Genomic DNA, 25,089 nt, shown 5'->3' with positions numbered 1-25,089 from the left:
CGTCTCGGTGGATTCCCGCCTGCGCGGAAATGACGAAAATGCAGCAAGCATCGATCAATAGGGCTTCGCTTAAGCCGATCTTAAGATTCGCCCGCCATTCTCCTCCCCAACATGAGGAGGAATGCCATGTCACAGACCCCGGTTCCACAGGCTCGGCAGCTCGCCCGCCTGGGCGATGACGCCACCTTGCTGCACGCACCCCAGCATTCCGACTGCCGACTGCGGTCACGGCTGGAGCACTTTGTTCACGATTGCTTTGCCGCCACCTACGGTGCCGACGTCCAACAATTCATGCCGGAACTGCTGGGCCTGTGCCAACTGGGCGAACTGCGCGCCGGTGTCGGCATGCGCGGCGGTGCTGAAGGCCCGCTGTTTCTTGAGCACTATCTGGATCAGCCCGTGTGCGACGCCATCCGTCAGCACACCGATCTGCCGGTGCACCGCGAACAGGTGGTCGAGGTCGGCAACCTGGCGGCCCTGGCCCCTGGCGCCGGTCGTCTGCTGATCATCGCACTGACCCACTACCTGGCGACCAGCGGATACACCTGGGTGGTATTCACCGGCACGCCAATGCTGCTCAACAGCTTCCAGCGCCTGACTCTCAGCCCGATTGATCTGGGCCCGGCCGATCCCCTGCGCCTGGGCGAAGCACGCCTACAGTGGGGCAGCTACTACGCCACCCAACCGCGGGTAATGGCCGGCTATATCCCGGAAGGCTTCAACCAGCTGGAGCGCCGCGGCCTGTTTGAGCGTATGCGCTACCAACCCGACTACCTGCAAACTGGCCCGGAGATCGCCAATGATTGCGCCTGAAACCCTCTGGCACAGCCTCGACCGTTTCGCGGCTGAGCGCCCCAACAAGCTCGCGCTGAGCGACGAGCAGGGCAGCATCAGCTACGCCGAGCTGCCAGCAGAAATCAGTCGTCGCGCCGAGCACCTACGCGCCGTCGGCTGCCGCTGCGTCGCCCTGGCGTTGCCCAACGGCCGCGAATGGCTGCTGTGGGATCTGGCATTGCTCAAAGCCGGCCTGACCTGCGTGCCCATCGCCCCCTTCTTCACCCACCAACAACGTGAGCACCTGCTGACCCGCGCCGGTGTCGATACCGTGCTGGGCATGGCTGACGACGCCGCGGAGCTGCAACCGTTGGGATTTGCCGCCACGTCACTGGGCTGGCAGCGGGCGCCGATCGGCGTAGGCATACCGGCCGGCACCGCCAAGATCACCTTTACCTCCGGCACCACCGGCACACCGAAGGGCGTCTGCCTGTCGGCCGGCGCCATGCTGCAGGTCGCTGACAGCCTGCGTGAGGCCTGTTCTTCGGTCGATCCGCAGCAGCACCTTATTCTGCTGCCACTGGCCGTGCTGCTGGACAACCTGGGCGCCATCACCGCCTTGCTCAACGGCGCTAGCATCAGCGTACCGACCGATACCGGCCTGCAAGGCGCGCAGATCAACCCGACCCGCTTGCTGGGCGCGCTGAACCAGAGCCAGCCACACAGCCTGATTCTGGTACCGCAACTGCTGCAGGGGCTGCTGCAGGCAGCCGACGCCGGTATACCGTTGCCGCGCAGCCTGCGCTTTGTTGCCGTCGGCGGTGGCCGGGTTGCACCGTCACTGCTGGAGCGCGCGGCCAAGCACGACCTGCCGGTCTTCGAAGGCTATGGCCTGTCCGAATGCGCCTCGGTCGTGTGTCTCAACCGCCCCCGCCACAACCGTCCGGGCACGGTCGGTCAGCCCCTGCCGCACGTGCAGATCCGGGTTGCCGATGACGGCGAAATCATGGTCCGTGGCGCTCGCGCACTGGGCTATCTCGGCGAGCCGCCGCTGACCGCCGACGAGTGGCCGACCGGTGATATCGGCAAGCTGGAGGATGGCTACCTGAACATCCTCGGCCGCAAGAAAAACCAGTTCATCACCGCCTACGGCCGCAACGTCAACCCCGAATGGGTCGAGGCCGAGGTCGCCGCCCATCCGGCCATTGCCCAGGTCCTGGTCTACGGCGAAGCCCTGCCGGTCAACGTGGCACTGATCGTGCCGCGCAGCCCGGCCTTCCGAGTAACCGACATAGAAGAGGCGATTGCCCAGGCCAACAGCCGCCTGCCCGACTACGCCCGCATCGGCCCCTGGCTGACCGCCAGCGAACCCTTCACCCCAGACAACGGCCTGCTGACCAGCAATGGTCGCCTGCGCCGTGAGCAGATCATTGAACACTATCGTCCGGCCCTGTTGGGCCTGCTGACCGAGGACATTGCGCTATGACTTTCTTTGAGCAACTGCAAACCGAAACCACCAGTGAGCGCGAATACCTGTTCAGTTCGCCGCTGATCCAGGCCGCCCTGCGCGGCGAGGTGCAACGCCACAGCTACATCGCCTTTCTCGCCCAGGCCTTCCATCACGTACGCCACACCGTGCCACTGCTGATGGCCTGCGGCTCGCGATTGGACAGTGACCACGAATGGGTGCGCGAAGCCATGGCCGAGTACATCGAGGAGGAAATCGGCCATCAGGAGTGGATTCTCAACGACATCCGCGCCTGCGGTGGCGACGCCGAGGCGGTCCGCCACAGCACGCCGGCGCTGGCCACCGAGCTGATGGTCAGCACCATGTACGACCGTATCAACCGACTCAATCCGATGTCGATGCTGGGCATGGTGTTCGTGCTGGAAGGCACCAGCATCGCGCTGGCTACCCAGGCTGCCGGCAGCCTGAAAGAAGGTCTCGGACTGCCGCCGCAGGCGTTCAGCTACCTGACCTCGCACGGCTCGCTGGACCTGGAGCACATGAAGTTCTTCGAGCAACTGGTCAATCGCATCGACAACGACGCCGACCGCACCGCGGTACTGCACACCGCCAAGGTGATCTATCGGCTCTACGCCGAGATGTTCCGCAGCCTGCCCGGCTCGGTTGAAGAGGAGGTGCGCCATGCAGCTGTCAGCTAGTCGTGTGCTGCTGACCGGTGCGACCGGCGGCATGGGCCGCGCCATCGTAGCCGCGCTCTGCGCGCGGGGAGCGCAGGTGCTGGTCGTCGGCCGCCAGGATCAGGCGCTGCAGGCGCTGGTCGAACGCAACCCGTCCCAGGTCAGTTGCCTGCAGGCAGACCTGCGCCGCCCGGCCGACCGCGCCAGCGTGCTGCGCCAGGCCCAGCAGTTGGGCAACATCAACCTGCTGATCAACGCCGCCGGCATCAATCATTTCGGCCTGTTCGAGAACATGCAGGAGCAGGCCATCAACGACCTGATCGAGACCAATCTGACTGCCACTCTGCAGTTGACCCACGCTCTGCTGCCGCTGCTGCGCAGCCAGCCGCAGAGCTGCGTAGTCAATATCGGCTCGACCTTCGGGTCCATCGGCTACCCCGGTTTCAGCGTCTACTGCGCTACCAAGTTTGCCCTGCGCGGTTTTTCCGAAGCGCTGCGCCGGGAGCTGGCCGATACCAACGTGGGCGTGCTCTACATCGCTCCGCGGGCGACCCGCACCGAGATGAACAACGCCGCAGTGGAAGCCATGAACGCCGAACTGCAGGTCAGCATGGACAGCCCCGAGCTGGTCGCCGAGCGCCTGGTTCAGGCGCTGGATGCCGATCTGCGCGAGGTCCATCTGGGCTTTCCTGAGCGGCTGTTCGTGCGCCTCAACGGCCTGCTACCGCGACTGGTCGACAAGGCCCTGCGCCGCCAGTTGCCGACTATCCGCCATTACGCCACACCTTCTGTTCACACCAAGGAGCACTGATCATGTCCATCTGGGTTCGTTATCTTCTCGCCGGTCTGCTGGCCACGTTCAGCCTGAGCACCTTTGCCGCCGATATCGCTCCGCTGCAGAAACGCTGGGCAGAAATTCAGTATCAGTTGCCGGAAAATCAGAAAGCCGATGCCTTCGAAGCACTGGCAGCCGAGGCCGAACAGGCCCTGGCACAGGAACCGGACAGTGCGCCACTGCTGATCTGGCGCGGCATCATTCTCAGCAGTTGGGCCGGCGCTGAAGGCGGACTCGGTGCGCTGGGCAAGGTGAAGGAGGCCAAGAGCCTGTTCGAACACGCTTTGCAGGTTGACCCCCAGGCCCTGCAGGGCTCGGCCTATACCAGTCTGGGAGCGCTCTACTATCAAGTGCCCGGCTGGCCGATCGGCTTTGGCGACGACGAGCAGGCCGAGACGTTGCTGCAACAGGCACTGGTGCTGAATCCGGACGGCATCGACAGCAATTTCTTCTGGGCCGATTACCTGATCGACCAGAAGCGCTATGCTGAAGCCCGCAGCGCACTGCTCAAGGCGCAGGGCGCTGCACCGCGCCCGGACCGTCCGCTGGCCGACGAAGGCCGCCAGGCTGAAATCCGCGCCCGACTGGACAAAATCGCCAACAGGTAATACATGCGACTGCTGCTGGTAGAAGACGATACCTCCCTCGCCGAGGGCATCCTGACCTCGCTCAAGGGCGAGGGCTACACCCTAGACTGGCTGCAGGACGGCGCCAGCGCGCTGCACGCCCTGAGCAGCGAGCCCTTTGATCTGGCCATCCTCGATCTGGGCTTGCCGCGGATGGACGGCCTGCAGGTACTGCGTGAGTTGCGTGACCGCCATCAGGCCGTACCGGTGCTGGTGCTGACCGCCCGCGATGGCGTGCAGGACCGCATCGCCGGCCTCGATGCCGGCGCCGACGACTACCTGATCAAGCCCTTCGACAGCGCCGAGTTGAAGGCCCGCATCCGTGCCTTGCTGCGACGCAGCGCCGGGCGCGCCGAGCCACTCATCCAACTGCGCGGGGTTACCCTCGACCCGCAGAGCCAACAGGTCACGTTTGAGGGCCGCAACGTCAACCTGTCACGCAAGGAGTTCGTGCTGCTGCATGAACTCATGGCCCAGCCCGACCGGGTACTGACCCGCGACCGGCTGGAGCAATCGCTGTATGGCTGGAACGAAGAAGTCGACAGCAACACCCTGGAAGTCCACATCCATCACCTGCGACGCAAGCTGTTCAGCGGACTGATCCGCACGCTACGCGGCGTCGGCTACATGATAGAACGCGACGCATGAAATCCATCCGCAAGCGCATCCTGATTCGGGTGCTCGGGCTACTGCTGGTCGGCACCCTGATCATGGGCTGGGCCAGCCATCATGATTCCACCCATGAGGTAGAAGAACTGTTCGACGCCCAACTCGGTCAGAGTGCGCGGGTGCTGATCGGACTGCTGGGTGCCTCGCAGGGCCAGATTCCGACCGAACAGCTGGCCCAGGCGCTGCTGGAAACCACCGGCGAGCACCCCAAGCTCGGCCACCGCTATGAAAGCAAGCTGGCGTTTCAGGTCCGCGACGCCAACGGCACCGTGATTGCCCGCTCCTTCAACGTGCCGCAGCTCACTGATGCCGACTGGCAGCCGGGCTTTGCCGACCTGCAACAGGAAACGTACCGGTGGCGTGGCTACGTGCTCGAGTCACCGGACAGCGGTCTGGCGGTCTGGGTCGGTGAACGCAGTGACGTGCGCGGCGAACTGGTCGACAAGATCGTGCGCGGCACCCTGGTCCCCGATCTGCTCGGCATCCCGCTGATGATGCTGCTGGTCTGGTTCGCCATCGGCTCCGGACTCAAGCCCCTCGACCAGCTGGCCCAGCTGATCCGCCTACGCGAACCGAACAGCCTGCAACCGATCGTACTGGGTGACCTGCCCGCCGAACTGGAACCGGTGCAAGCCGCGCTCAATCGCATACTGGAGCAGTTGCACCAGTTACTGGCCCGCGAGCAGCGCTTTATTGCCGATGCGGCCCACGAACTGCGCACCCCACTGGCAGTCCTGAAGATTCACGCGGAAAACGCCATGCAGGCCACTGACCAGGGCGAGCGCGAACAGGCACTGCAGCACCTGCGGCAGGGGGTCGAACGCGCCACCCGGTTGATTTCACAGATGCTCACCCTGGCACGCCTGGCCGACGAGCAGCAACGGCAGCGGAACCCGCTTGCCCTGCTGCAGAGCTGCCGCGATGAGGTTGCCGAGCTGCTGCCGTTGGCGCTGAGGCGAGACCAGGAATTGGAACTGATCAGCGACAGCGACCTGCCGGACAAGGTCAATATGGAGCCGGGCAGTCTAGGCATGCTGCTGCAGAATCTGGTCGGCAATGCCATCCAGCACGCGCCCGATGGCGGTCGCATCCTGATCAGCCTGCAGCGCCAGACAGACCAGTTGGTGCTGCGGGTCGAAGACAGCGGGAGCGGAGTCGCCGCAGCGGACCGTGAGCGCCTGCTCGAACGGTTCCACACCCAGGGCAGCAGCCAAGGCGCCGGGCTGGGTCTGTCCATTGTGCAGCGGATTGTCGAGCGCCATCAGGGTAACCTGCAGCTCGGCGACAGCCCGCTCGGCGGCCTGCTGGTGCAGGTCAGCCTGCCGCTGGCACTGCTCGGCAGTGCTGATTGAGCAACATCACTGAGCCAGCCTTTGCTGGTACCCGACCGTCCGTTAACCGATACTCGGACGCTGTTTGCCCAATCCCTAACAACAGGAGATCCGTCTCATGACCACCATGCGCTTCGACCTGACCGGCAAGACCGCCCTGATTACCGGCGCCTCCAGCGGCCTCGGCGCCCACTTCGCCCGCGTACTGGCTGCCGCTGGCGCGCGCGTGGTGCTGGCCGCCCGCCGGGCCGATCGCCTGTCGGCACTGGTCGACGAACTCAAGCAACAGGGGCATGAGGCGATGGCGGTGACCATGGACGTGACCGACGCCGACAGCGTCGACGCCGGCTTCAGCGCCGCCGAGCAGACCTTCGGGGTGTGCGACATCCTGGTCAATAACGCCGGTATCGGCGACCCGGTCCCCTTCCTTGAGATGGACGAAGGCAACTGGCGCAGTATGCTCGACACCAACCTCGACGGCGCCTGGCGCGTCGCCCATCGCGGCTGCAAGGCGATGGCCGGCAGCGGCCAGGGCGGTAGCGTAATCAATATCGCCTCGATCCTCGGCCTGCGCGTCGGCAAGGCTCTGGCCCACTATGCCGTCGCCAAGGCTGGCGTTGTGCAGCTGACCAAGGCCATGGCGATGGAACTGGCCAAGAACGGTATCCGCGTCAACGCCATTGCCCCCGGCTACTTCCGCACCGAAATGAATTCTGACTACTTCGACACCGAGCACGGCCAGAACTACGTGCGCAGCAAGGTGCCGATGGGCCGCCTTGGCCGCCTCGACGAACTGGATGGCCCGCTGCTGCTACTCGCCAGCGAGGCGGGCTCCTTCATGACCGGCACCATCATCAACGTCGACGGTGGGCACGTTAACAACAGCCTGTAAACCGGACCGGCACCGGGCGCTGGCAGGGCGCCCGGCAAACCGCTATCGTCAGGCCTGAGGACGCACCTGGAATACTCATGGCCACCCCGAAACCCCTACGCAACGGGCGCATTGCCCTACCGCTCGGCATTATGTTGCTGGCGCTGTTCTTTCTGTTCCTTGCCAGTTCGGCCTGGCAGCAGCGCGATGAACAGTGGCGTACCGACCTGTTCATCGATGCCCGAGCAGAGCTGCGTGCGCTGGAGCACACCCAGCAGGCAAAGCGAGGCGAAGCCCAGATCGCGGTGTACAGCCTTACCGAGGACCCGGACACCCAGCGTCTGGTGCGGCGCGTTGACGAATTGATCCGGCAGCACGGCCGCGCCCATCCTGAGGTGCAGCGCCTGCGCGCGCAATTGATCGGCGACCTCGACGGCTTCTGGGAACTGCTGAAACAGGCCGGCGCAAGGGAACTGCAAATCCATTCCTCCGCTGACCAGACCGCGCTGCTGCGCATGCAGGACCCATATCGCTGGGGCGATCGTAACGATGTCGACCGCCCCCTGCTACGCGCCGCCAGCAACGGCAGCGCTGCGAGCGGTCTTGAGCTGTATCAGCACGGCAGCAGCGAGAGCGCCATCGCCCCAATATTCGCCAGCGATGCCGCCGATAGCCCACAGATTGCCACCTTGCAGGTCGGCTTCCCTGGGCTGCCGGAGATTTCCCTCGGTCCGGCCGAGCGGATAGCCCTGCTGGTCAACAGCAAAGCCCTCGCCAGCGAGGCTGGCAGCTGGCCCCTGCAGCCGCTGGCACATGGTCGCTGGTTGCTGGCCGACCACAGCGGCGGCCGGGTTCCCGGCTGGCTAAGCGACGCCCTGGCTACGCTCAACGCCGACCAACTCGAGCGCATCTACAGCAACCAGCAGGGAACCTGGCTACTCAGCCTACGCCCACTCGACGCCGTCATCCATCATCCGACCGGCGGCATGCAGCCCGCAGCACTGCTGCTCTGGCGTGACATCAGCCAGGAGGCGGCCGCCCATCAGAGCCAGCAACGCCAACTGGCCGCCAAATGGCTGCTGGCGCTGCTCGCTGCCTGCAGCCTGTTTACCGTGCTGCTGCTGAGCAGCTATCGCGCCGCGCGCCGGCAGATGGTGCGTCATGCCAGCGCCATCCGGGTCGAAAATCGCAAGCGTGAGCACGAGCGCCGGCTGCTGGAAATCATTGCACGTACCCAGTCTGCCTATATCCAGCAGAACCAGATGACCAGCAACCTGGGCGAGGTACTGGAACAGATTCTTGAACTGACTGGCTATCAGGTCGGCATTCTGGCAAAGGCGCTGAATGCCGATAACGGCCGCCTGCAGCTGCAGCCCCAGGGCGTGGTAGATTCCCGCAACCCGGTGCAGCCACCGGCTGTCAGCCTGCTCGGCGCGATGGAAAGCGCCAGCGGCGACCCGCAGGCGCGGCTGATTGACAGCGACGATCCCGATCTGAGCAATGCCGCGCTGCTGCCCTTGCTATACGGCGGACGGCTGATGGGCATGCTGGCACTCAGCCGCAGCCAGCGCCCCGCCGATACCGGGCTGCTCACCTTTCTCTCGCCGCTGCAGACCAGCCTGGGCCAGTTGCTGCACGCCATTCACCAGCGCCAGGAACACGAAGCCCTGCAACAACGACTGGAGCGCCAGCGCCTGGCGCTGCGCTCACTCAACCGAATTGCCGCCGATTTTGGGTTATCCCACCAGGAGCGATTGGAGCGGCTGCTCGATCTGGGCTGCGACTATCTGCAGCTTGATCTCGGCCTGGTCAGCCGCATCACTGACAACGTGTATGAGGTGCAGGCTGCCAGCAGCGGAGACCAGAGCCCGACCGTTGGTAGCCGCTTCGACTTCGATCAGACGTACTGCAGCCTGGCCTACCAGGAGGACGACGTGCTGGCCATCGACAGCATGGGCACATCACGCTTTAGCGGCCATCCGTGCTACCAGTCATTCGCGCTGGAGAGCTATATCGGTATTCCGCTGCTCGTCAACGGCAGCCGCCACGGCACCCTCAATTTTTCCAGTCGGACGCCAAGGCAGCGCCCATTCGACGAGGCTGATCTGGATTTCATGCGGCTCTGCGCCCGCTGGTGCAGCGGGCTGCTCGAGCATGACGCCGAACAGCAGGCCCGCGAAGCGGTGCTGCAGCGCTTTGCCAAGCTCAACCAGCACTTGCCGGGCATGGTCTATCAGTACCAGTTGAGCCCAAATGGCCACGGCTGGTTTCCGTTCAGCAGCGAAGGCATTCGCAACATCTACGACCTGACGCCGGAGCAGGCCACTGTCAGCGCCACGCCAGCCATCAAGCTGATTCACCCGGACGATCAGGACCGGATTCTGGCGGAAATCAGCGAGTCCGCCCGCCAGCTCAGCGAGTGGCGCTCGGAGTACCGGATTTGTCATCCCCGACTCGGCGAGATCTGGGTTGCCGGCTATTCCAGCCCGGAGCTGCTGGCCAACGGTGACATTGTCTGGCACGGATTTATCGCCGACATCAGCGTACGCAAGCGCATCGAGCAACACTTGGCCAGCGAGCAGCAGCGGCTGGCCCGCATCATCGAAGCCACCGGCGTCGGCAGCTGGGAGTGGGATCTGACGAGCAACCAGTTACAGGTCAGCGGTCGCTGGCTACAGATGCTCGGCTACCCGCCGGACCTGCCACAGCCGCTGCAGACCGAGCACTGGGCCGAGTTGATTCACCCCGATGATCAGCCTGCCGCCCACCAACAGGTGATCGCTCACCTGCGCGGACAGAGCGATCACCTGCGTTACAGCTACCGTGCACGCCATAGCGACGGGCACTGGGTCTGGATTCAGAGCCACGGTCAGGTCACCGGCCGCGACGCCGACGGCCGGGCCCTCTGGGTGAGTGGCACTCACGCCGACATCAGCCAGGAAATGGCTGCGGCCGAGGAAGTGCGCGAAGCCCGCGCCTTCCTTGGCGCGGTGATCAACGCCTCAACCGAGGTTTCGATTGTCGCGGTCAATACCAGCGGCCTGATCACCCTGTTCAACAGCGGTGCTGAGAACCTGCTTGGCTACCGCGCCGAAGAGGTGGTGGGTCACATGTCGCCGGTCAGCTTCCACCCCCAGCAGGAAATCGAGGAACGCAGTCGCGAGCTGAGCGCCCGCTACGGCAAGCCAATCGAGGGGCTGGAAGTGTTCTTGCACGAGGCCCGCAACGGCGGCTCGGAGAGCCGCCCCTGGACCTACCTGCGCAAGGATGGAGGGCGGCGGGTGGTCTCGCTTACCGTCACCCGTATTGCCGATCAGGATGGCCAGCCTATCGGCTACCTGGGCATGGCCTTTGATATCACCGAGCTGAGCAATACCACTCGGGCGCTGCAGAAGAGCGAATCTCGCTTCCGCGGCATGGTCAGCAACCTGCCGGGCGCGGTGTACCGCTGCCGTCCGAGCCAGAACTGGGCCATGTCCTATCTGAGCGACGAGATTGAGCGGATCACCGGGTACCCTGCCGGCGACTTCATCGACAGCCAGCGCCGCAGTTACAGCAGTATCGTCCACCCCGACGACCTGCAGCAGCGGCAGGACCTGCTCAATACCGTCGGCAGCCAAACCGGCTTCGAGCACACCTACCGGCTGATCCACGCTGACGGCCACGTGGTGCAGGTGCGCGAGAAAGGGCGTGGCGAGTTCGCCAGTGACGGCTCTCTGCTGGGTATCGACGGCTTTATCTGGGACGTTACCGAGCAAGCGCGAGTTGAACAGCTCAAAGCGCAGTTCGTCTCGACCGTCAGCCACGAATTGCGCACTCCGCTGACCGCAATCAGCGGCGCTATCAAACTGATTGACGGCGGTGCGCTGGGTCCGGTGCCAGAAACCATGCACCGGCTACTGTCCATCGCGGCGCAGAACAGCGACAACCTGCACCGCCTGATCAACGACCTGCTCGACATGGACAAACTGTCAGCCGGCAAACTGAAGATTGAGCTACAACCGCTGCCGCTGCGCCCGCTGCTGGAACAGGCACTGGAACTGAACCAGAGCTACGCCGAACAGTTCCGGGTGAAGCAACAGCTGGGGCCGATCGACGAGGTAACCGTTACCGTCGACCGCCAGCGGCTCGGCCAGATACTGGCCAACCTGCTGTCCAACGCCGCCAAGTTCTCGCACCCGCAGGGGCGAATCTGGCTCAGCGCCCAGCGCCTGGGTGAGCAGGTAGAAATCAGCGTCCGCGACGAGGGCATCGGTATTGCCCCACAGGAGCACGAGCGCATCTTCGACAAGTTCTTCCAGGTCGACAGCACCAGCACCCGCAAACGCACGGGCTCCGGGTTGGGTCTGGCCATTACCCGGGAGCTGGTGCGGCGGATGGATGGCGATATCGGCTTCGAGTCCCGTGAGGGCGTGGGTTCACGGTTCTGGATACGATTGCCCTGCACTACCGCCCATATCACCGCAAAGACTGTCTAGACTGAAGGCATGAAGAAGTTTCCAGGAGACCGCGTGAACAACCCCACCAGCAACGAACAGCAGCGTCTGGCCGCCCTGAAGGCCCTGCAGGTCCTGGACACGCCCAGCGAGCAGGCCTTTGACGACCTGACGGCGCTGGCCGCCCACTGGCTAAGCACCCCGATCGCGCTGATTTCCCTGGTCGATGGCCACCGCCAGTGGTTCAAGAGCAGGGTCGGCCTGGACGTCACCGAGACGCCAAGAGAAATGGCGTTCTGCGCCCACGCGATAAACCAGGCTGCGCTGATGGAGGTGCCTGATGCTCGCCAAGACCCGCGCTTCGCAAATAACCCACTGGTTACCGGCTTTCCCGAGATCCGCTTTTATGCCGGTATGCCAATCGCCAGCCCTGACGGCCAGCTGATCGGCACCCTCTGCGTGATTGACCGGCAGCCACGAACTCTCAGCGACAAGGAGCGCGACACCCTGCAGCGGCTCGCCCGACTGGCAGAGTTCCAGCTGCAGTTGCGCCTCAACATACTGCAAAGCAACGCCAAAACCCGGGAACTGGAACACCAGCAGGCTCTGAACCAGCGCCTGCTCGACTCACTCAAGGCCGGCGTGGTTGCCTGCTCCGACGACGGCACCCTGACCCTGTTCAACACCACAGCCCAGCACTGGCATGGCGCCGATGTACTCACGCTGCCGCCGGCAGACTGGGCACACTACTACGACCTCTACGCCGCCGACGGTTGCACCCCGCTCGCCAGAGACGACATACCACTGGTTAGCGCCTGGCAGGGCAAGCCAGTGGAGAACGTGGAAATCTGTATTGCTGCTGCCGGCCAACCGCTACGCTACGTGCTATGCAGTGGTGGCCAGCTGTATCCCGAGCGCGACGGCCCGGGAGCGGCTATCGTGGTAATGCACGACATTTCCGAGATTCGGCGCGCAAGCAATATGAAGAGTCACTTCCTGGCCACCGTCAGCCATGAGCTACGCACACCACTGACGGCACTCAGCGGCGCTGTCGGGCTGTTGGGCAGCGGTAAAACCGATCCCCGTTCCGCCGCCGGTGAACGGTTGCTGGACATCGCCCGGGAGAACAGTCAGCGGCTCAACGAACTGGTCAACGATCTGCTCGACATGGAAAAGCTTGAGGCCGGCAAGGTGGAGCTGCAGCTTGAACCGCTGGCGCTGCGAGCACAGGTTATCCAGGCAATGGAAAGCAACCACCCCTATGCGGACCGCTTCCAGGTGCACTGGCGCATCGCCGACAACCTGCCCGATCTCAACGTGATCGCCGATCAACGCCGCCTGCAACAAGTGCTGGCCAACTACCTGTCGAACGCCGCCAAGTTCTCGCACCCGGGCGATCCGGTTCAGATCGCGTGGCAGCAACAAGGTGACTCTGCCACCGTTCGCGTCGTTGATCAGGGGATCGGTATTGAACTGGAACAGCAACCGCAGCTGTTCAACAAGTTCACTCAACTGGATAATTCCAACAAGCGCCAACGTGGTGGCACCGGCCTCGGCCTCGCCATCTGCAAGGAATTGGTTGAACTCATGAACGGACAGGTTGGGGTAGAGTCGGAAACAGACAAGGGCTCCTGCTTCTGGTTTACTCTGCCGCTGGCGGTGCCAGAAAACCAGCCAACACAAGGCAGTGTGCCACCACCTTGACGTTGATCAAGGCCTCTACCACCCAACGAACGCAAGATAGGCTGACCATGGTACTGAAACGCATCATGCACATTGAGGATGACCCTTCCATTCAGGAAGTTGCCCGGGTGGCGCTGGAAGTGGTTGGCGGCTTTGTCGTGCGCAGTTGTGACTCTGGTGCCGACGGCTTGGCCGTCGCCGAGAACTTCACCCCCCAGCTGGTCCTGCTGGACGTCATGATGCCGGGTATGGATGGCCCGCAAACCCTGACTGAATTGCGCAAATTACGGTGCATGCAAGGCGTACCCGTCGTCTTCATGACCGCCAAGGCGCAAACGCAAGAGGTGGCTGCCTACCGCGATCTGGGTGCCGCCGGTGTCATCATCAAACCCTTTGACCCGATGACCCTGTCAGATCAGATCCGCGAGATTTGGGAAAACACGCATGCATGAATCAGAGCAGCTCGTCGCCCAACTGGCCGTCCTGGAAGAACGTTTCCGCCAGCGCCTGAACGACGAACTGGATGTCCTGAAACAGCTGGCCGACCAGTTGCGCGACAACCCGGTCGCACTGAAAGACCTGCGCGACCGCCTGCACAAGCTGGCCGGTTCCTCCGGGACCTTCGGCTACGCCGCTCTCGGTGAGCGCTGCCGCGAGTTGGAACAGCGGGCCCAGGCGGTACTCGATGACCCGCAAAGCGCATCCCAGACCCTGGACACCCTGGCGGAGGCGATCCGTCACCTGAACCTGCTGCTGCAGCGCCACCAGGACGACCGGGCCGAACCCAAACGCCTTGAGACCCCGGCCAGCGATGAGGGCGCCCAGCAACATATCGGCCTGCTGGTGCAGGACGCCGCCATGCGCGAGCAGCTGGAGCGCACCCTCGGCAGCTTTGGTTATCAGATCAGCAGCTTTGACAGCCCAGCCGCCCTGCATAAGACCGACATCATCGACGCCATGATTGTTGATACCAGCCCACCCGGCAGCACCCTGCTGGAGGACCCGGCGTTCCGCCAGCGCGGCGCCCAGGCGCCGCCGCTGCTGGTGATCAGCTCACAGGACAACTTCACCGGCCGGTTGCAGGCGGTGCGCGTCGGCGCCAGTGGCTTCTTCACCAAACCCGTCGATCTGCCACTACTGGAAAGCCGCCTTGAGCGCTGCTTCAACACCTTCCAGGGTGGGCCGTTCCGGGTGCTGATCGTCGACGATGATACCGAACTGAGCGCCCGTTATGCGCTGGTACTGAGCAGCGCCGGCATGCTGGTCGACACCCTGAGCGATCCGCATAAGCTGCTCAGCAAGATGGACAGCTTCAGCCCTGAGGTTGTGCTGATGGACCTGAGCATGCCGGACTACAGCGGCCCGGAACTGGCGCAGGTAATCCGCCTGAACGACGATTGGCTGCGCGTCCCGATTGTCTACCTGTCGGCGGAAACCAACGCCGAGCGGCAGATGTCGGCGCTGCTCAAGGCTGGCGATGATTTCATCACCAAGCCGATCAGTGACAGCGCCCTGCTGACCACCGTTTATGCCCGCGCCCAGCGCGCCCGCATGGTCAGCGACGCGCTCGCCCGCGACAGCCTGACCGGCCTGCTCAAGCACGCCGACATCAAGGAGCAGGTGGAAATCGAGGCCGAGCGCGCACTGCGCACCCGGTCCCCCCTGACCGTCGCCATGATCGACATCGACCGTTTCAAATCGGTTAACGACCAGTACGGCCACGCCAACGGCGACAGCGTGATTCGTGCCTTGTCCAACCTGCTGCGCCAACGCCTGCGCAAGGTTGACCGCCTGGGCCGTTACGGCGGCGAGGAGTTTGTTGCGGTGCTGCCTGGCTGCAACCGGGAAGACGCCTTCAGCATTCTCGACAGTATTCGCGAGGCCTTCAGCGCCCTGGAGTTCTCCACCGACAAGGGCAAGCCGTTCAACTGCACCTTCAGTGCCGGCATCAGCACCTGCATGGCACCTGACTGGAACAACAGCACGCTGCTCGAGGACGCCGACCGCGCCCTGTATCAGGCCAAGGAATCCGGCCGCAATCGCATCTGCAAGGCCGAGGTCGGTAACGATTGAAAGCAATTATCGTCGAGCAAGACCCCTGGATTGCCGAACTGCTGCGCTCTGTTCTGCGTGATCTGGGCGGCATCGAAACCCGTCTGTTTGATACGGCCGTCAGCGCCATCAACCACCTGCGCAGTGACCGTGTTGACCTGCTGATAGCCGATCTGCAGCTGAGCGACCGCAGCGGCCTGGACCTAGCTCGCGAAGTTGCGCGCCGCGCACCGCGCAGTCTGCGGGTGCTGATCACCGCCAGCATAGACCGGCAGCTGGTGCTGGATGCACGCGCCGCCGGCGTCGTCGACCTGATCGCCAAGCCGTTCAAGCTTGATGACCTGCGCAAACGGCTGGCCCGGCTGCTGCAGCGAGATCAGGAGGGAATCGCCGCAGCGGGCAATATCGGCGATCTGAATGGCTTTCTGCAGGCGCGCCTCAAGCAGCCGATCCGGCTGGCCTGGACCAGCCCCGAGCGCCAGCAGGAGGCGGCCGCATTGCCGCAGCAGACCAGCCACGCAGACTACCTGACACTGGCCCGCAACGAGCCGCTGCTGGCGCTGGTCAGCATCAATCGCGCCAACCGCGAAGGCCTGCTACGCGGTCGTGAAGGTGCCTGCGTCAGCCTGACCGAAGCCTGCGAGTGGCTTGGCAACCACACCTGCGCCGATCTGGCCAAACGGCTTTCGCGCGCCCGCATCGCGCTGGAGCATCCATTGCTGCAACGTCTGGCCGCCGGCTTCATGGCCGAGCGCGAAGCCCTCGCTCAGGCCCTGAAGCGACTGAGCGCTCACCAGTCGATTGCGGCTGGCCCGATGGACACGGCACTGAGCTTCTGTCGCCTGGGCGAAATGGCGGTCATCTGCGCCGTTCAGCACTATCTGAACTACGGCCAGCAGGCCGATGACGAAACCATCAGGCAGATGGTCAGCGACTACGCTGCGCCCTTCGGCAACCAGATCAAGGCCCAGCAACAATTGCCGTTTCTACTCCGCGAGCTGACCGGCTCACTGTTTCAGCTGCCCCAGACCGGGCTGCGCAAGGACCGCATCCTGATGCGAATTGCCGCACTGGAGACCGGCTTCGCCAGCCCCGACCCGACCCAGTTGCATCAGCTGCGTCGCCTGATTGGGCGCGACACAGCGGAGCCGGTCGACGGCTAGTGCCGCTCAGCCACCAGCTACAAGCCAAACCGCGGCTGTTCACTGGGCGGGAGCGGCAGGCACAAGGCGTCACTCAGGTCGGGGAAAGGCGTCGTTGCTTGCCGCTATCCAGCGGTGCGCATGGGCCAAAATCGCGCCGGCCAGCGCGACAGGGAAATGAATAACGCCGTGTGGCGATGACGGCAGCAGTTGAAACTCGACCTCGGCCGATCTACTCCAGCGCTCCGCCAGCAGACAGGTATCGTCCAGCAGCGGGTCCAGCTCGCCGGCGAACATCAGCGCAGGTGGGAAGCCGGTAAAGTCGCCATGCAACGGGGACAGCGGTGGTGTGCGGCGTTGCTCGTCAGTCAACTCCGGCGTCAGCTGGCGCATCGCGTCGACCATGCCAGGGCCATCCAGCAGCAGCGTCTCCGACGGCGCGGCGCGTACGCTCGGCGTGCCTGTCAGGTCATAAACACCGTAATAGAGCAGGGCCCCATTCACCCGTGCAAACAGATCTGGCCAGCGCTTCAGCTCGAGTAACGTCGCTACCGCAAGATGGGCTCCGGCCGATTCACCCACGATGGTTACCGGCAGGCCGGCAAACTCGCTGTTAGCGTCGTCCAACAGCCAGCGAGCGGCGCACAGACAGTCTTCAATCAGGGCCTCAATGGGCGCGGAGACGGCAAGCCGGTAGTCAACCGACACCACCGTCACACCGCATGCTTTCACCATGGCGCCGTTGAACCGGTCATTCATCCGCGCGTTGCCGACAACCCAGCCGCCGCCATGAATATCCAGCACCACACCTTTGGCCGAGGTTTCAGGCCGGATGATGCGCACGGGCACAGTGACGTCGCCCATCTGAACCCGCCGGGTTTCAGCCCTGAGCCCTTGCTTGCGCAACCGTCGCTCGCCGCCAGATTGAGCAACGCGCAGCAGCCCCTGAGCAAGGCGCAACACCCTGCGATTAAACAATTTTGCCCGCGGCAGCCAGGCCAGTTTTCTATTGAACGCCTCCAGCTGCTCACGCTCCTGCTGACTTACCGACCAGCGTGTCAGGTAGGCAGGTTGGTATTTCATAACCTGCGGTTCTTGCGCAGGATGGCGAAGTTGAGCGCCGCCGCCACGCTGAGCCAGCCTAGGTAAGGCAGCAGTAACAGGCCGCTGATCACGTCGAGTCTGAACGCCATCAACACCATCAACGCGACCACCAACCAGAGCACGACAATGATGACCATCGCGCTGAAAATACGGTGCGCGCCGAAAAACACCGGAGTCCAGAGCGTGTTAAGAGCAATCTGCGCCGCCCACAACGCCAGCGAGACCTGGCTGCCGGGTATCAGGGACAGACGATAGCCGACCCAGGCCAGCAGCAGATAGATCAGCGTCCAGGCCACCGGGAACGCCCAGTTGGGCGGCGTAAAGTCGGGCTTGATCAAGCGCTCGTACCATTGCCCCGGCTTGAAGATGATGCCGGTGGTGGCAGCCGCGCCGCAGGCCAGCAGAAATATGAAAAAGGTCATCGTTTATCCTTGGCTGTAGCCAGCCGCCAGAGAGGCTCAGAGTTTTAATTCCCTGTTCAGTGACCCGTTCGCGTGGCGATAAATTCCATCGGCCAGGCGATTTGCTCCTGAGCACCAGTCAATTCGGCCGCTGTCTGCGCAACACCCCCCAACGCAGCCATTGCCGGCAGTGCCCAAATACAGCGGAATTATTGTAGCCAACACCGGTCTCTTGCTTACCACCTGGATTGGCGCGCTGACGGCTTCGGTCGCTGCCGCACTGACCTGGTTCAGCTGGCTGACAGGATCAGCAAGGCGCCACCGGCCACAACATCCGTATGGAGAAAACGCATGATGAAGTCCACCTCGGAAAGCATGATTCCCCCCATCGGTATGGGCACCTTCCGGCTCAAGGGCAATGACGCCTACCAGGCTGTGAGCACGGCGCTGGAGCTGGGCTACCGACACATCGACACCGCACAAATCTATGGCAACGAGCAGGACGTGGGCCGCGCCATCACCGACAGTGGCGTGCCCCGCAGCGAGCTGTTTGTCACCACCAAGATCTGGACCGACAACTTCACCCAGGACAAGCTGATCCCCAGCCTGCGCGAAAGCCTCGACAAGCTGCAACTCGATCAGGTGGATCTGACCCTGATTCACTGGCCATCGCCCGGCGGAAAGGTGCCCATGCAGGAATACCTGGGCGAGCTGATGAACGCCCGCGAGCAGGGCCTGACACGGCTGACCGGAGTCTCCAACTTCACCATCGATCTGCTCAACGAAGCCTTTGAGCTGGTGGGGCCGGACAACATCGCCACCAATCAGGTTGAAATTCACCCCTTCCTGCAAAATCGCAAACTGGTCGAGTTCGCCCGCGAAGAAGACCTGCACCTGACTGCCTACATGCCGCTCGCCGTGGGCAAAGTGATGCAGGACGAGACCCTCGACCGTATCGCCGAAGAGCACGGCGCCACCCCGCCACAGGTGGTCATGGCCTGGCTGATGCGGCAGGGCATTGCGGTGATTCCGTCCTCGACCAAACGCCTGCACCTGGAGAGCAACCTGGAGGCCAACCGCGTGCAACTCACCGCCGATGACCTCAACTTCATCCACCAGTTGGACCGGGGCGAACGCATTGCCAACCCGGACTTTGCGCCCGAGTGGGATTGAAACCCCACAGGGTTGGTTTTTGCTTTCAGGAAGGTCGCGTTACATCTCGACCAGCAGCATTCGCCGCACCGCCGCTGGCCGGGTGTAAACCCGGCCTTCCGCAGAGCCGCAGCAACAATTGAAGCAACGCGGGGACGATTACTGCTGTAGCGCGGGCACGTCGCGGAACAGATCCAGCGCCTCTGGATTGGCAAGCGCGTCGGTGTTCTTCACCGGCAGACCGTGCACCACGTTGCGTACCGCCAGTTCGACGATCTTGCCGCTGCGGGTGCGGGGGATGTCGCTGACCGCGATAATCTTCGCTGGCACATGGCGCGGGGTGGCGTTGGCGCGAATCACCTGGCGGATCTTCGCCTCCAGTGCCGCATCCTGCGTCACGCCGTCACGCAGGCGCACAAACAGCACCACGCGCACATCGCCCTGCCACTGTTGGCCGATGGCGAGCGACTCCAGCACCGCTTCGACCTTCTCCACCTGCCGGTAGATTTCCGCGGTGCCGATGCGCACCCCGCCGGGGTTGAGCACCGCATCGGAGCGGCCGTGAATGATCAGACCGCCGTGCGGCGTCTCTTCGGCGTAATCACCATGCGCCCAGACGCAGGGGAAGCGCTCGAAGTAGGCGGCGCGGAAACGGCTGCCGTCCTCATCCTTCCAGAAGCCCAGCGGCATCGACGGGAAAGGTTTGCTGCAGACCAGCTCGCCCTTGCCCTCAGCCAGCCGCTGGCCCTCGTCATCCCACACCTCGACCGCCATGCCGAGGCCCTTGCACTGCAGTTCGCCACGCCAGACCGGCGCGGCCGGGTTGCCGAGGGCAAAGCAGGAGACGATGTCGGTGCCGCCAGAGATCGACGACAGGCAAAGGTCCGGTTTGAAGCAGCGGTAGACGTAGTCAAAACCCTCGTGCGCCAGCGGTGAACCGGTCGACAGCACCGCCTTCAACCGACTCAGCTGGTGGCTGCGATTCGGCTCGACGCCGGCCTTTTCCAGTGCGGCCAGATACTTGGCGCTGGTGCCGAAAATACTGATGTTCTCGGCGTCGATCAGGTCGATCAGCCTCTCCGCCGCAGGCTCGAACGGCGAGCCATCGTAGAGCACCAGCGTCGCGCCCAGTGCCAGCCCGGAGACCAGCCAGTTCCACATCATCCAGCCGCAGGTGGTGAAGTAGAACAGCACGTCCTCGCTGCCCAGATCGGTGTGCAGGCCGTGCTCCTTGAGGTGCTGCAGCAGGGTGCCACCGGCACCGTGAACGATGCACTTGGGCACCCCGGTGGTGCCGCTGGAATACAGGATGTAGAGCGGCTGGGCAAAGGGCAGGGCGGTGAACGCCGGGCTGCCGGCTGGCTGGCTGACGTCGTCCCAGTGGGCGGTCGAGACCACCGAGGCAAACTCCGCCAGACACGGCTCCACGCCACCGTAGGGCACCAGAATCAGCTGCTGCAGGCCGCCCAGCTGCGGCAGGATTTCCGCGAGCTTGCTGCTCATATCCAATTGCTTGCCGGCGTAGCGGTAACCGCTGCAGGCGATCAGCACCCGCGGCTCGATCTGGCCGAAGCGGTCGACCACGCCCTGCGCGCCAAAGTCCGGCGAGCAGGATGACCAGACCGCACCAATGCTCGCCGCCGCCAGCATGCCGACCACGGTCTGCCAGGTATTGGGCATCAGCGCCGCGACCCGATCACCCGGCTGCACACCGAGCTTCAGCAGGTGCTGCTGCAGCCCGGCCACCCGTGCGGCCAGCTCGGCGTAGCTGAGCTGTTCACGCTGGCCGTCTTCGCTGAGCGCAATCAGCGCCGGGTGGTCGTCACGGCGGCGCAACAGGTGGGCGGCAAAATTCAGCTCGGCACCGGCAAACCACTGCGCGCCGGGCATGGCATCCGGGTTATCCAGCACCCGCTGCGGCGGGGTGCTGAAGTCCACCGCAAAGAAGTCCGCCACTGCCTGCCAGAAGTCGGCAACCGCGCCGACGCTCCACGCATGCAGCGCGGCGTAGTCGGCCAGCGCCAGATCATGGCGTTGGTTGATAAAGCGCCGGAAAGCATCCATCCGGCTGGCCGCGACCCGCTCCGGGCTTGGCCGCCACAAGGGTTCGCTCATGCCTGCTCCCGCGCCAGCAACGCCCGCGCCACGCGCGAGCCGTTGGCCTTGCCCAGTACGTTGCAGATGTGCTGACCGGCCTGCACCAGCGCCGCCATATCGACACCCGTCTCGATACCCAGCCCGTTGAGCAGATAGAGCACGTCTTCGCTGGCGACGTTACCGGTCGCGCCCTTGGCGTAGGGGCAACCGCCCAGCCCGGCGACCGAGCTGTCGAATACCGCCACGCCTTCCAGCAGGCTGGCGTGAATGTTCGCCAGCGCCTGCCCGTAGGTATCGTGAAAATGCCCGGCCAGCAGGCCGCGGTCGATATCGCGGCCAACTACCTCGATCAACCGCCGAGTATCACCGGCAGTGCCGACGCCAATGGTGTCGCCGAGCGAGACCTCGTAGCAGCCGCTATCGAGCAGCTCGCGGGCAATCGCGGCGACCTGCTCCGGCGCTACGTCACCGTCAATCGGGCAACCCAGCACACAGGAGATATAACCACGCACCCGCACGCCGTGCTCCTTGGCCGCGGCCATGATCGGCTCAAAGCGCTGCAGGCTCTCGGCAATCGAGCAGTTGATGTTCTTTTGCGAGAACCCCTCGCTGGCGGCGGCAAACACCGCCACTTCCTTCACCCCGGCGGCGAGCGCGCCTTCAAAGCCCTTGAGGTTCGGTGCCAGCGCAGCGTAGGTCACGCCGGGCTGTTGCTGAATCGCGGCAAACACCTCGGCAGAGCCGGCCATCTGCGGCACCCACTTGGGCGAGACGAAGCTGCCGGCCTCGATATAACTCAATCCGGCAGCGCTCAGGTCATCGACCAGACGTACCTTATCGGCGACGCTGATCGGTTGTTTTTCATTTTGCAGGCCATCGCGCGGGCCCACTTCGACCAGACGCACCTGTTGCGGCATGCTCATGCCGTTGCCTCCTCAGCAAGCGGTTGCAGCGCCACCAGCACCCGGCCTTCGTCAACCAGATCGCCTTCGGCGCAGTGAACGGCCGTGACCTCACCGGCCTCGGCAGCGCGAATACTGTGCTCCATTTTCATTGCCTCGACCACCACCAGCAACTCGCCAGCCGCGACCCGCTGACCCGGCTCGACCAGCACCCGCACCACACTGCCGTTCATCGGTGCTGTCAAACCGCCGTGGCCGTGTTGCCGGGCCTCTACCTCGCCGATCGGGTCAACCTGCGTGACCCGTTGCAGCTGCCTGTTCCACTCGACAAACAGCCACTGACCGCGGCGCTGCACGGCGTGGCGACGCCCCTCAACCAGCAACTGATCGCCCTGCAGGCTGACGCCCGCAGCGGGCAGGGCACGCGCCTCGGCCTCGCCACAGCGCAGATGCAGGCGCTGCTCGCCGGCCAGTCCGAGGCGCAACCCGGAGGCGCTGGCCCAGGGGCTGTGCGGGTCATCAGCGCGCCTGGCCGCGGGCTGGGTCAGCAACCAGGCGCGGGCCGCTAGCGCCCAGAAGGCGTCGGGCAGCGGGGCCGGTGCAGGCAACAGAACGTCGGTGTGACGCGCGATAAAACCGGTATCCAGCTCGGCGGCGGCAAAGGCCGGATGCGCCAGCACCCGACGCAGGAAGGCGAGGTTGCTGTGCAGCCCGCCCAGCTGCTGCTCGGCAAGCATTGCCAGCAGGCGGCGGCGGGCGGTTTCCCGGTCTTCGCCCCAGGCGATCAGCTTGCTCAGCATCGGGTCATAGAACGGCGAGATGCGGTCACCCTCGACCACCCCGCTGTCGACCCGCCGCCCAGCGCCCGCTGCCGGCTCGCGGTAGAGCGTCAGCTCGCCGCTGGCGGGCAGAAAATCCTGTTCCGGGTCTTCGGCGTAGAGCCGCACTTCAATCGCATGACCGCGCAGCACAATCTGCTCTTGGCTCAGCGGCAGCGGTTGCCCTTGAGCCACGCGCAGCTGCCAGGCGACCAGATCCTGCCCGGTGATCAGTTCGGTCACCGGGTGCTCGACCTGCAGGCGGGTGTTCATCTCCATAAAGAAGAACTCACCACGGGCGTCGAGCAGAAACTCCACGGTCCCGGCGCCCACGTAGCCAATGGCGCGCGCCGCGGTGACCGCCGCCTCGCCCATGGCGCGGCGCAGCTCGGGCGACAGGCCCGGTGCCGGGGCTTCTTCCACCACCTTCTGGTGACGGCGCTGGATCGAGCAATCGCGCTCGGCCAGATACACCGCGTTGCCGTGCTGATCGGCAAACACCTGAATCTCGACGTGGCGCGGCTGCAGCACGTATTTCTCGACCAGCATGCGCGCATCGCCAAAGGCCGCCTGCGCTTCACGCTGGGCGGAGGACAGCGCCTCGCTCAGCTCCGCTTCCGATTCGACCACCTTCATGCCCTTGCCGCCGCCGCCAGCCGCCGCCTTGAGCAGCACCGGGTAGCCAATCTTGGCGGCCTCGACACGGAAGGTCTCCAGCGCCTGATCGGCGCCGTGATACCCGGGCACCAGCGGCACCCCGGCGGTTTCCATCAGCGCCTTGGCCGCCGACTTGCTGCCCATGGCGTCAATCGCGCTGGCCGGTGGGCCGACAAAGATCAACCCGGCGGCGGCCACCGCGCGGGCAAAGTCGGCGTTCTCGGAGAGAAAGCCGTAACCCGGGTGAATCGCATTGGCGCCGGCGGCTTTGGCCGCGGCGATGATCGCCTCGACCTTGAGGTAACTGTCACTCGGGCGGGCGCCACCGAGGTTGACCGCCTGATCGGCGCTGCGCACGTGCAGGGCGTCGCGGTCGGTATCACTGTGCACCGCCACGGTAGCGATACCCAGCTCGCGCGCGGTGCGCATGATGCGGCAGGCAATTTCGCCGCGGTTGGCAATCAGCAGGGAATCAATCATGGCTCGCGCACCAGTCGGGTTGGCGTTTTTCCAGGAAGGCCGACAGGCCCTCCTGACCTTCGGGGCTGTTCCGCACCCGGGCAATCGCTGCCTCGGTGTAGCGACGCAGCGGCGTGCTCATGGCGCCCAGCCCGACCTCCTGCAACAGCGCCTTGGTGGCCATCATCGCCTGCGGGCCGTTCAGCAGCAGGTTGGCGACCCACTGATCGAGCGCCGCCTCCAGTTCGGCCGCCGGATAACACTCGGCCAGCAGCCCCAGCTCGCAGGCCCGCAGCCCGTCAAAGCGTTCGGCGGTCAGCGCGTAGCGGCGGGTGGCGCGAGCGCCGATGGCCTGGGTAACGTACGGACTGATCACCGCCGGCAGCAGACCAATGCGCACCTCCGACAGGCTGAACAGCGCGTCGTCCGCGCCAATCGCCATATCGCAGCAGCTGATCAGCCCCAGCGCGCCACCAAAGGCCGCGCCCTGTACCACCGCCAGCGTCGGCACCTTGAGCTGCGCCAGCGAGGCCATCAGCTGGGCCAGCTCGCGGGCGTCATCCAGATTGGCGTTGTAATCCAGCGCCGCGCAATCGCGCATCCAGGCCAGATCGGCACCGGCAGAGAAGTGCTTGCCACGCCCCCGCAGCAGCATAAAGCGCACCGCCGGGTTGGCCGCGACCGCATCCAGGGCGTCCAGCAGCTCGCGGATCATCTGGGCGTTAAAGGCGTTGTTCTTGCTTGCGCGAGCAAGCCAGAGCGTCGCCACACCGTCTGCGCGGAATTCGAGTTCTATTGTTTCGTAAGCATTCATGTTGTTTTCTCGATTGGTGGCTGGCGCGCTCTTGCTCGCGCAGCTGCAAGCGGCAAGCTGTCCGTGCAGCCCAAATGCTCGTTTCCTAACCCAAGCCAACGCAGGGCTTTCTAAAGCGCAA

The 25,089-nt window shown here is 64.4% G+C and carries 20 protein-coding genes; 14 read left to right on the top strand and 6 right to left on the bottom strand.

Annotation, left to right across the window (positions count from 1 at the left end; genetic code table 11):
• The first annotated feature begins 126 nt into the window (after positions 1–126).
• The 13 genes from C1949_RS01880 to C1949_RS01820 all read left to right on the top strand — a co-directional run bounded on the left by C1949_RS01880 (position 127) and on the right by C1949_RS01820 (position 16,585).
• Positions 127–813 (top strand): thermostable hemolysin, encoded by a 687-nt coding sequence (locus tag C1949_RS01880; protein ID WP_104736762.1) that lies wholly within the window; start codon positions 127–129, stop codon positions 811–813.
• Positions 800–2,260 (top strand): AMP-binding protein, encoded by a 1,461-nt coding sequence (locus C1949_RS01875; RefSeq protein WP_104736761.1) that lies wholly within the window; start codon positions 800–802, stop codon positions 2,258–2,260. Before C1949_RS01880 ends, C1949_RS01875 begins: the two co-directional genes overlap by 14 nt.
• A complete protein-coding gene (locus tag C1949_RS01870) occupies positions 2,257–2,940 on the top strand; it encodes an iron-containing redox enzyme family protein (RefSeq protein ID WP_104736760.1) in 684 nt (227 codons plus the stop codon). Before C1949_RS01875 ends, C1949_RS01870 begins: the two co-directional genes overlap by 4 nt.
• Complete coding sequence (locus tag C1949_RS01865; RefSeq protein WP_104736759.1) at positions 2,924–3,730, top strand: SDR family oxidoreductase; 807 nt, start codon at positions 2,924–2,926, stop codon at positions 3,728–3,730. The genes C1949_RS01870 and C1949_RS01865 overlap by 17 nt, the downstream gene beginning before the upstream one ends.
• Positions 3,731–3,732: 2 nt before the next feature.
• On the top strand, positions 3,733–4,362 hold the full coding sequence (locus tag C1949_RS01860) for a tetratricopeptide repeat protein (protein WP_104736758.1): 630 nt from the start codon (positions 3,733–3,735) through the stop codon (positions 4,360–4,362).
• A 3-nt stretch (positions 4,363–4,365) separates the two neighbouring features.
• A complete protein-coding gene (locus tag C1949_RS01855; protein ID WP_104736757.1) occupies positions 4,366–5,028 on the top strand; it encodes a response regulator in 663 nt (220 codons plus the stop codon).
• A complete protein-coding gene (locus C1949_RS01850) occupies positions 5,025–6,401 on the top strand; it encodes an ATP-binding protein (protein WP_104736756.1) in 1,377 nt (458 codons plus the stop codon). Before C1949_RS01855 ends, C1949_RS01850 begins: the two co-directional genes overlap by 4 nt.
• Positions 6,402–6,498: 97 nt before the next feature.
• Positions 6,499–7,272, top strand: coding sequence for an SDR family NAD(P)-dependent oxidoreductase (locus C1949_RS01845; RefSeq protein ID WP_104736755.1), 774 nt, complete (start codon positions 6,499–6,501; stop codon positions 7,270–7,272).
• A 77-nt stretch (positions 7,273–7,349) separates the two neighbouring features.
• Entirely contained in the window at positions 7,350–11,729 is a 4,380-nt protein-coding gene (locus C1949_RS01840) for a PAS domain-containing protein (protein ID WP_104736754.1), read from the top strand.
• Positions 11,730–11,762: 33 nt separating this feature from the next.
• Positions 11,763–13,391, top strand: coding sequence for a sensor histidine kinase (locus C1949_RS01835; RefSeq protein ID WP_229744310.1), 1,629 nt, complete (start codon positions 11,763–11,765; stop codon positions 13,389–13,391).
• 47 nt (positions 13,392–13,438) lie between these two features.
• Complete coding sequence (locus C1949_RS01830; protein WP_104736752.1) at positions 13,439–13,822, top strand: response regulator; 384 nt, start codon at positions 13,439–13,441, stop codon at positions 13,820–13,822.
• A complete protein-coding gene (locus C1949_RS01825) occupies positions 13,815–15,443 on the top strand; it encodes a diguanylate cyclase (RefSeq protein ID WP_104736751.1) in 1,629 nt (542 codons plus the stop codon). Before C1949_RS01830 ends, C1949_RS01825 begins: the two co-directional genes overlap by 8 nt.
• Entirely contained in the window at positions 15,440–16,585 is a 1,146-nt protein-coding gene (locus tag C1949_RS01820) for a response regulator (RefSeq protein ID WP_104736750.1), read from the top strand. Before C1949_RS01825 ends, C1949_RS01820 begins: the two co-directional genes overlap by 4 nt.
• 69 nt (positions 16,586–16,654) lie before the next feature.
• On the opposite strand, the gene C1949_RS01815 is transcribed toward C1949_RS01820, so the two are convergent.
• Complete coding sequence (locus C1949_RS01815) at positions 16,655–17,647, bottom strand: alpha/beta hydrolase (protein WP_104736749.1); 993 nt, start codon at positions 17,645–17,647, stop codon at positions 16,655–16,657.
• Entirely contained in the window at positions 17,644–18,090 is a 447-nt protein-coding gene (gene tspO, locus C1949_RS01810) for a tryptophan-rich sensory protein TspO (RefSeq protein ID WP_104736748.1), read from the bottom strand. Before tspO ends, C1949_RS01815 begins: the two co-directional genes overlap by 4 nt.
• Positions 18,091–18,420: 330 nt before the next feature.
• Between tspO and dkgB the strand changes: the two genes are divergently transcribed.
• Positions 18,421–19,242 (top strand): 2,5-didehydrogluconate reductase DkgB, encoded by an 822-nt coding sequence (dkgB, locus tag C1949_RS01805; RefSeq protein ID WP_229744312.1) that lies wholly within the window; start codon positions 18,421–18,423, stop codon positions 19,240–19,242.
• 138 nt (positions 19,243–19,380) lie between these two features.
• Here the strand turns inward: dkgB and C1949_RS01800 are convergent, their stop codons facing one another.
• The 4 genes from C1949_RS01800 to C1949_RS01785 are packed head-to-tail and all read right to left on the bottom strand — an operon-like array spanning position 19,381 to position 24,968.
• Positions 19,381–21,336 carry an acetoacetate--CoA ligase gene (locus C1949_RS01800; protein WP_104736747.1) on the bottom strand — a complete coding sequence of 652 codons (1,956 nt, stop codon included), beginning with the start codon at positions 21,334–21,336 and terminating at the stop codon, positions 19,381–19,383.
• A complete protein-coding gene (locus C1949_RS01795; protein WP_104736746.1) occupies positions 21,333–22,241 on the bottom strand; it encodes a hydroxymethylglutaryl-CoA lyase in 909 nt (302 codons plus the stop codon). Before C1949_RS01795 ends, C1949_RS01800 begins: the two co-directional genes overlap by 4 nt.
• Positions 22,238–24,175 (bottom strand): acetyl/propionyl/methylcrotonyl-CoA carboxylase subunit alpha, encoded by a 1,938-nt coding sequence (locus C1949_RS01790; RefSeq protein ID WP_104736745.1) that lies wholly within the window; start codon positions 24,173–24,175, stop codon positions 22,238–22,240. Before C1949_RS01790 ends, C1949_RS01795 begins: the two co-directional genes overlap by 4 nt.
• A complete protein-coding gene (locus C1949_RS01785) occupies positions 24,168–24,968 on the bottom strand; it encodes a gamma-carboxygeranoyl-CoA hydratase (protein WP_104736744.1) in 801 nt (266 codons plus the stop codon). Before C1949_RS01785 ends, C1949_RS01790 begins: the two co-directional genes overlap by 8 nt.
• Positions 24,969–25,089: the final 121 nt, after the last annotated feature.

The organism is Halopseudomonas oceani, assembly GCF_002903165.1.
GTDB classification, from domain to species: Bacteria; Pseudomonadota; Gammaproteobacteria; order Pseudomonadales; family Pseudomonadaceae; genus Halopseudomonas; species Halopseudomonas oceani.
Note: the sequence above shows the minus strand (reverse complement) of the source record. Positions and strands in the feature narration are given on the sequence as shown.

Coding starts and splice junctions, on each gene's coding strand:
- C1949_RS01880 (WP_104736762.1), top strand. CDS start 127: ATGTCACAGACCCCGGTTCCACAGGCTCGGCAGCTCGCCCGCCTGGGC.
- C1949_RS01875 (WP_104736761.1), top strand. CDS start 800: ATGATTGCGCCTGAAACCCTCTGGCACAGCCTCGACCGTTTCGCGGCT.
- C1949_RS01870 (WP_104736760.1), top strand. CDS start 2,257: ATGACTTTCTTTGAGCAACTGCAAACCGAAACCACCAGTGAGCGCGAA.
- C1949_RS01865 (WP_104736759.1), top strand. CDS start 2,924: ATGCAGCTGTCAGCTAGTCGTGTGCTGCTGACCGGTGCGACCGGCGGC.
- C1949_RS01860 (WP_104736758.1), top strand. CDS start 3,733: ATGTCCATCTGGGTTCGTTATCTTCTCGCCGGTCTGCTGGCCACGTTC.
- C1949_RS01855 (WP_104736757.1), top strand. CDS start 4,366: ATGCGACTGCTGCTGGTAGAAGACGATACCTCCCTCGCCGAGGGCATC.
- C1949_RS01850 (WP_104736756.1), top strand. CDS start 5,025: ATGAAATCCATCCGCAAGCGCATCCTGATTCGGGTGCTCGGGCTACTG.
- C1949_RS01845 (WP_104736755.1), top strand. CDS start 6,499: ATGACCACCATGCGCTTCGACCTGACCGGCAAGACCGCCCTGATTACC.
- C1949_RS01840 (WP_104736754.1), top strand. CDS start 7,350: ATGGCCACCCCGAAACCCCTACGCAACGGGCGCATTGCCCTACCGCTC.
- C1949_RS01830 (WP_104736752.1), top strand. CDS start 13,439: ATGGTACTGAAACGCATCATGCACATTGAGGATGACCCTTCCATTCAG.
- C1949_RS01825 (WP_104736751.1), top strand. CDS start 13,815: ATGCATGAATCAGAGCAGCTCGTCGCCCAACTGGCCGTCCTGGAAGAA.
- C1949_RS01815 (WP_104736749.1), bottom strand. CDS start 17,647: ATGAAATACCAACCTGCCTACCTGACACGCTGGTCGGTAAGTCAGCAG.
- tspO (WP_104736748.1), bottom strand. CDS start 18,090: ATGACCTTTTTCATATTTCTGCTGGCCTGCGGCGCGGCTGCCACCACC.
- dkgB (WP_229744312.1), top strand. CDS start 18,421: ATGATGAAGTCCACCTCGGAAAGCATGATTCCCCCCATCGGTATGGGC.
- C1949_RS01800 (WP_104736747.1), bottom strand. CDS start 21,336: ATGAGCGAACCCTTGTGGCGGCCAAGCCCGGAGCGGGTCGCGGCCAGC.
- C1949_RS01795 (WP_104736746.1), bottom strand. CDS start 22,241: ATGAGCATGCCGCAACAGGTGCGTCTGGTCGAAGTGGGCCCGCGCGAT.
- C1949_RS01790 (WP_104736745.1), bottom strand. CDS start 24,175: ATGATTGATTCCCTGCTGATTGCCAACCGCGGCGAAATTGCCTGCCGC.
- C1949_RS01785 (WP_104736744.1), bottom strand. CDS start 24,968: ATGAATGCTTACGAAACAATAGAACTCGAATTCCGCGCAGACGGTGTG.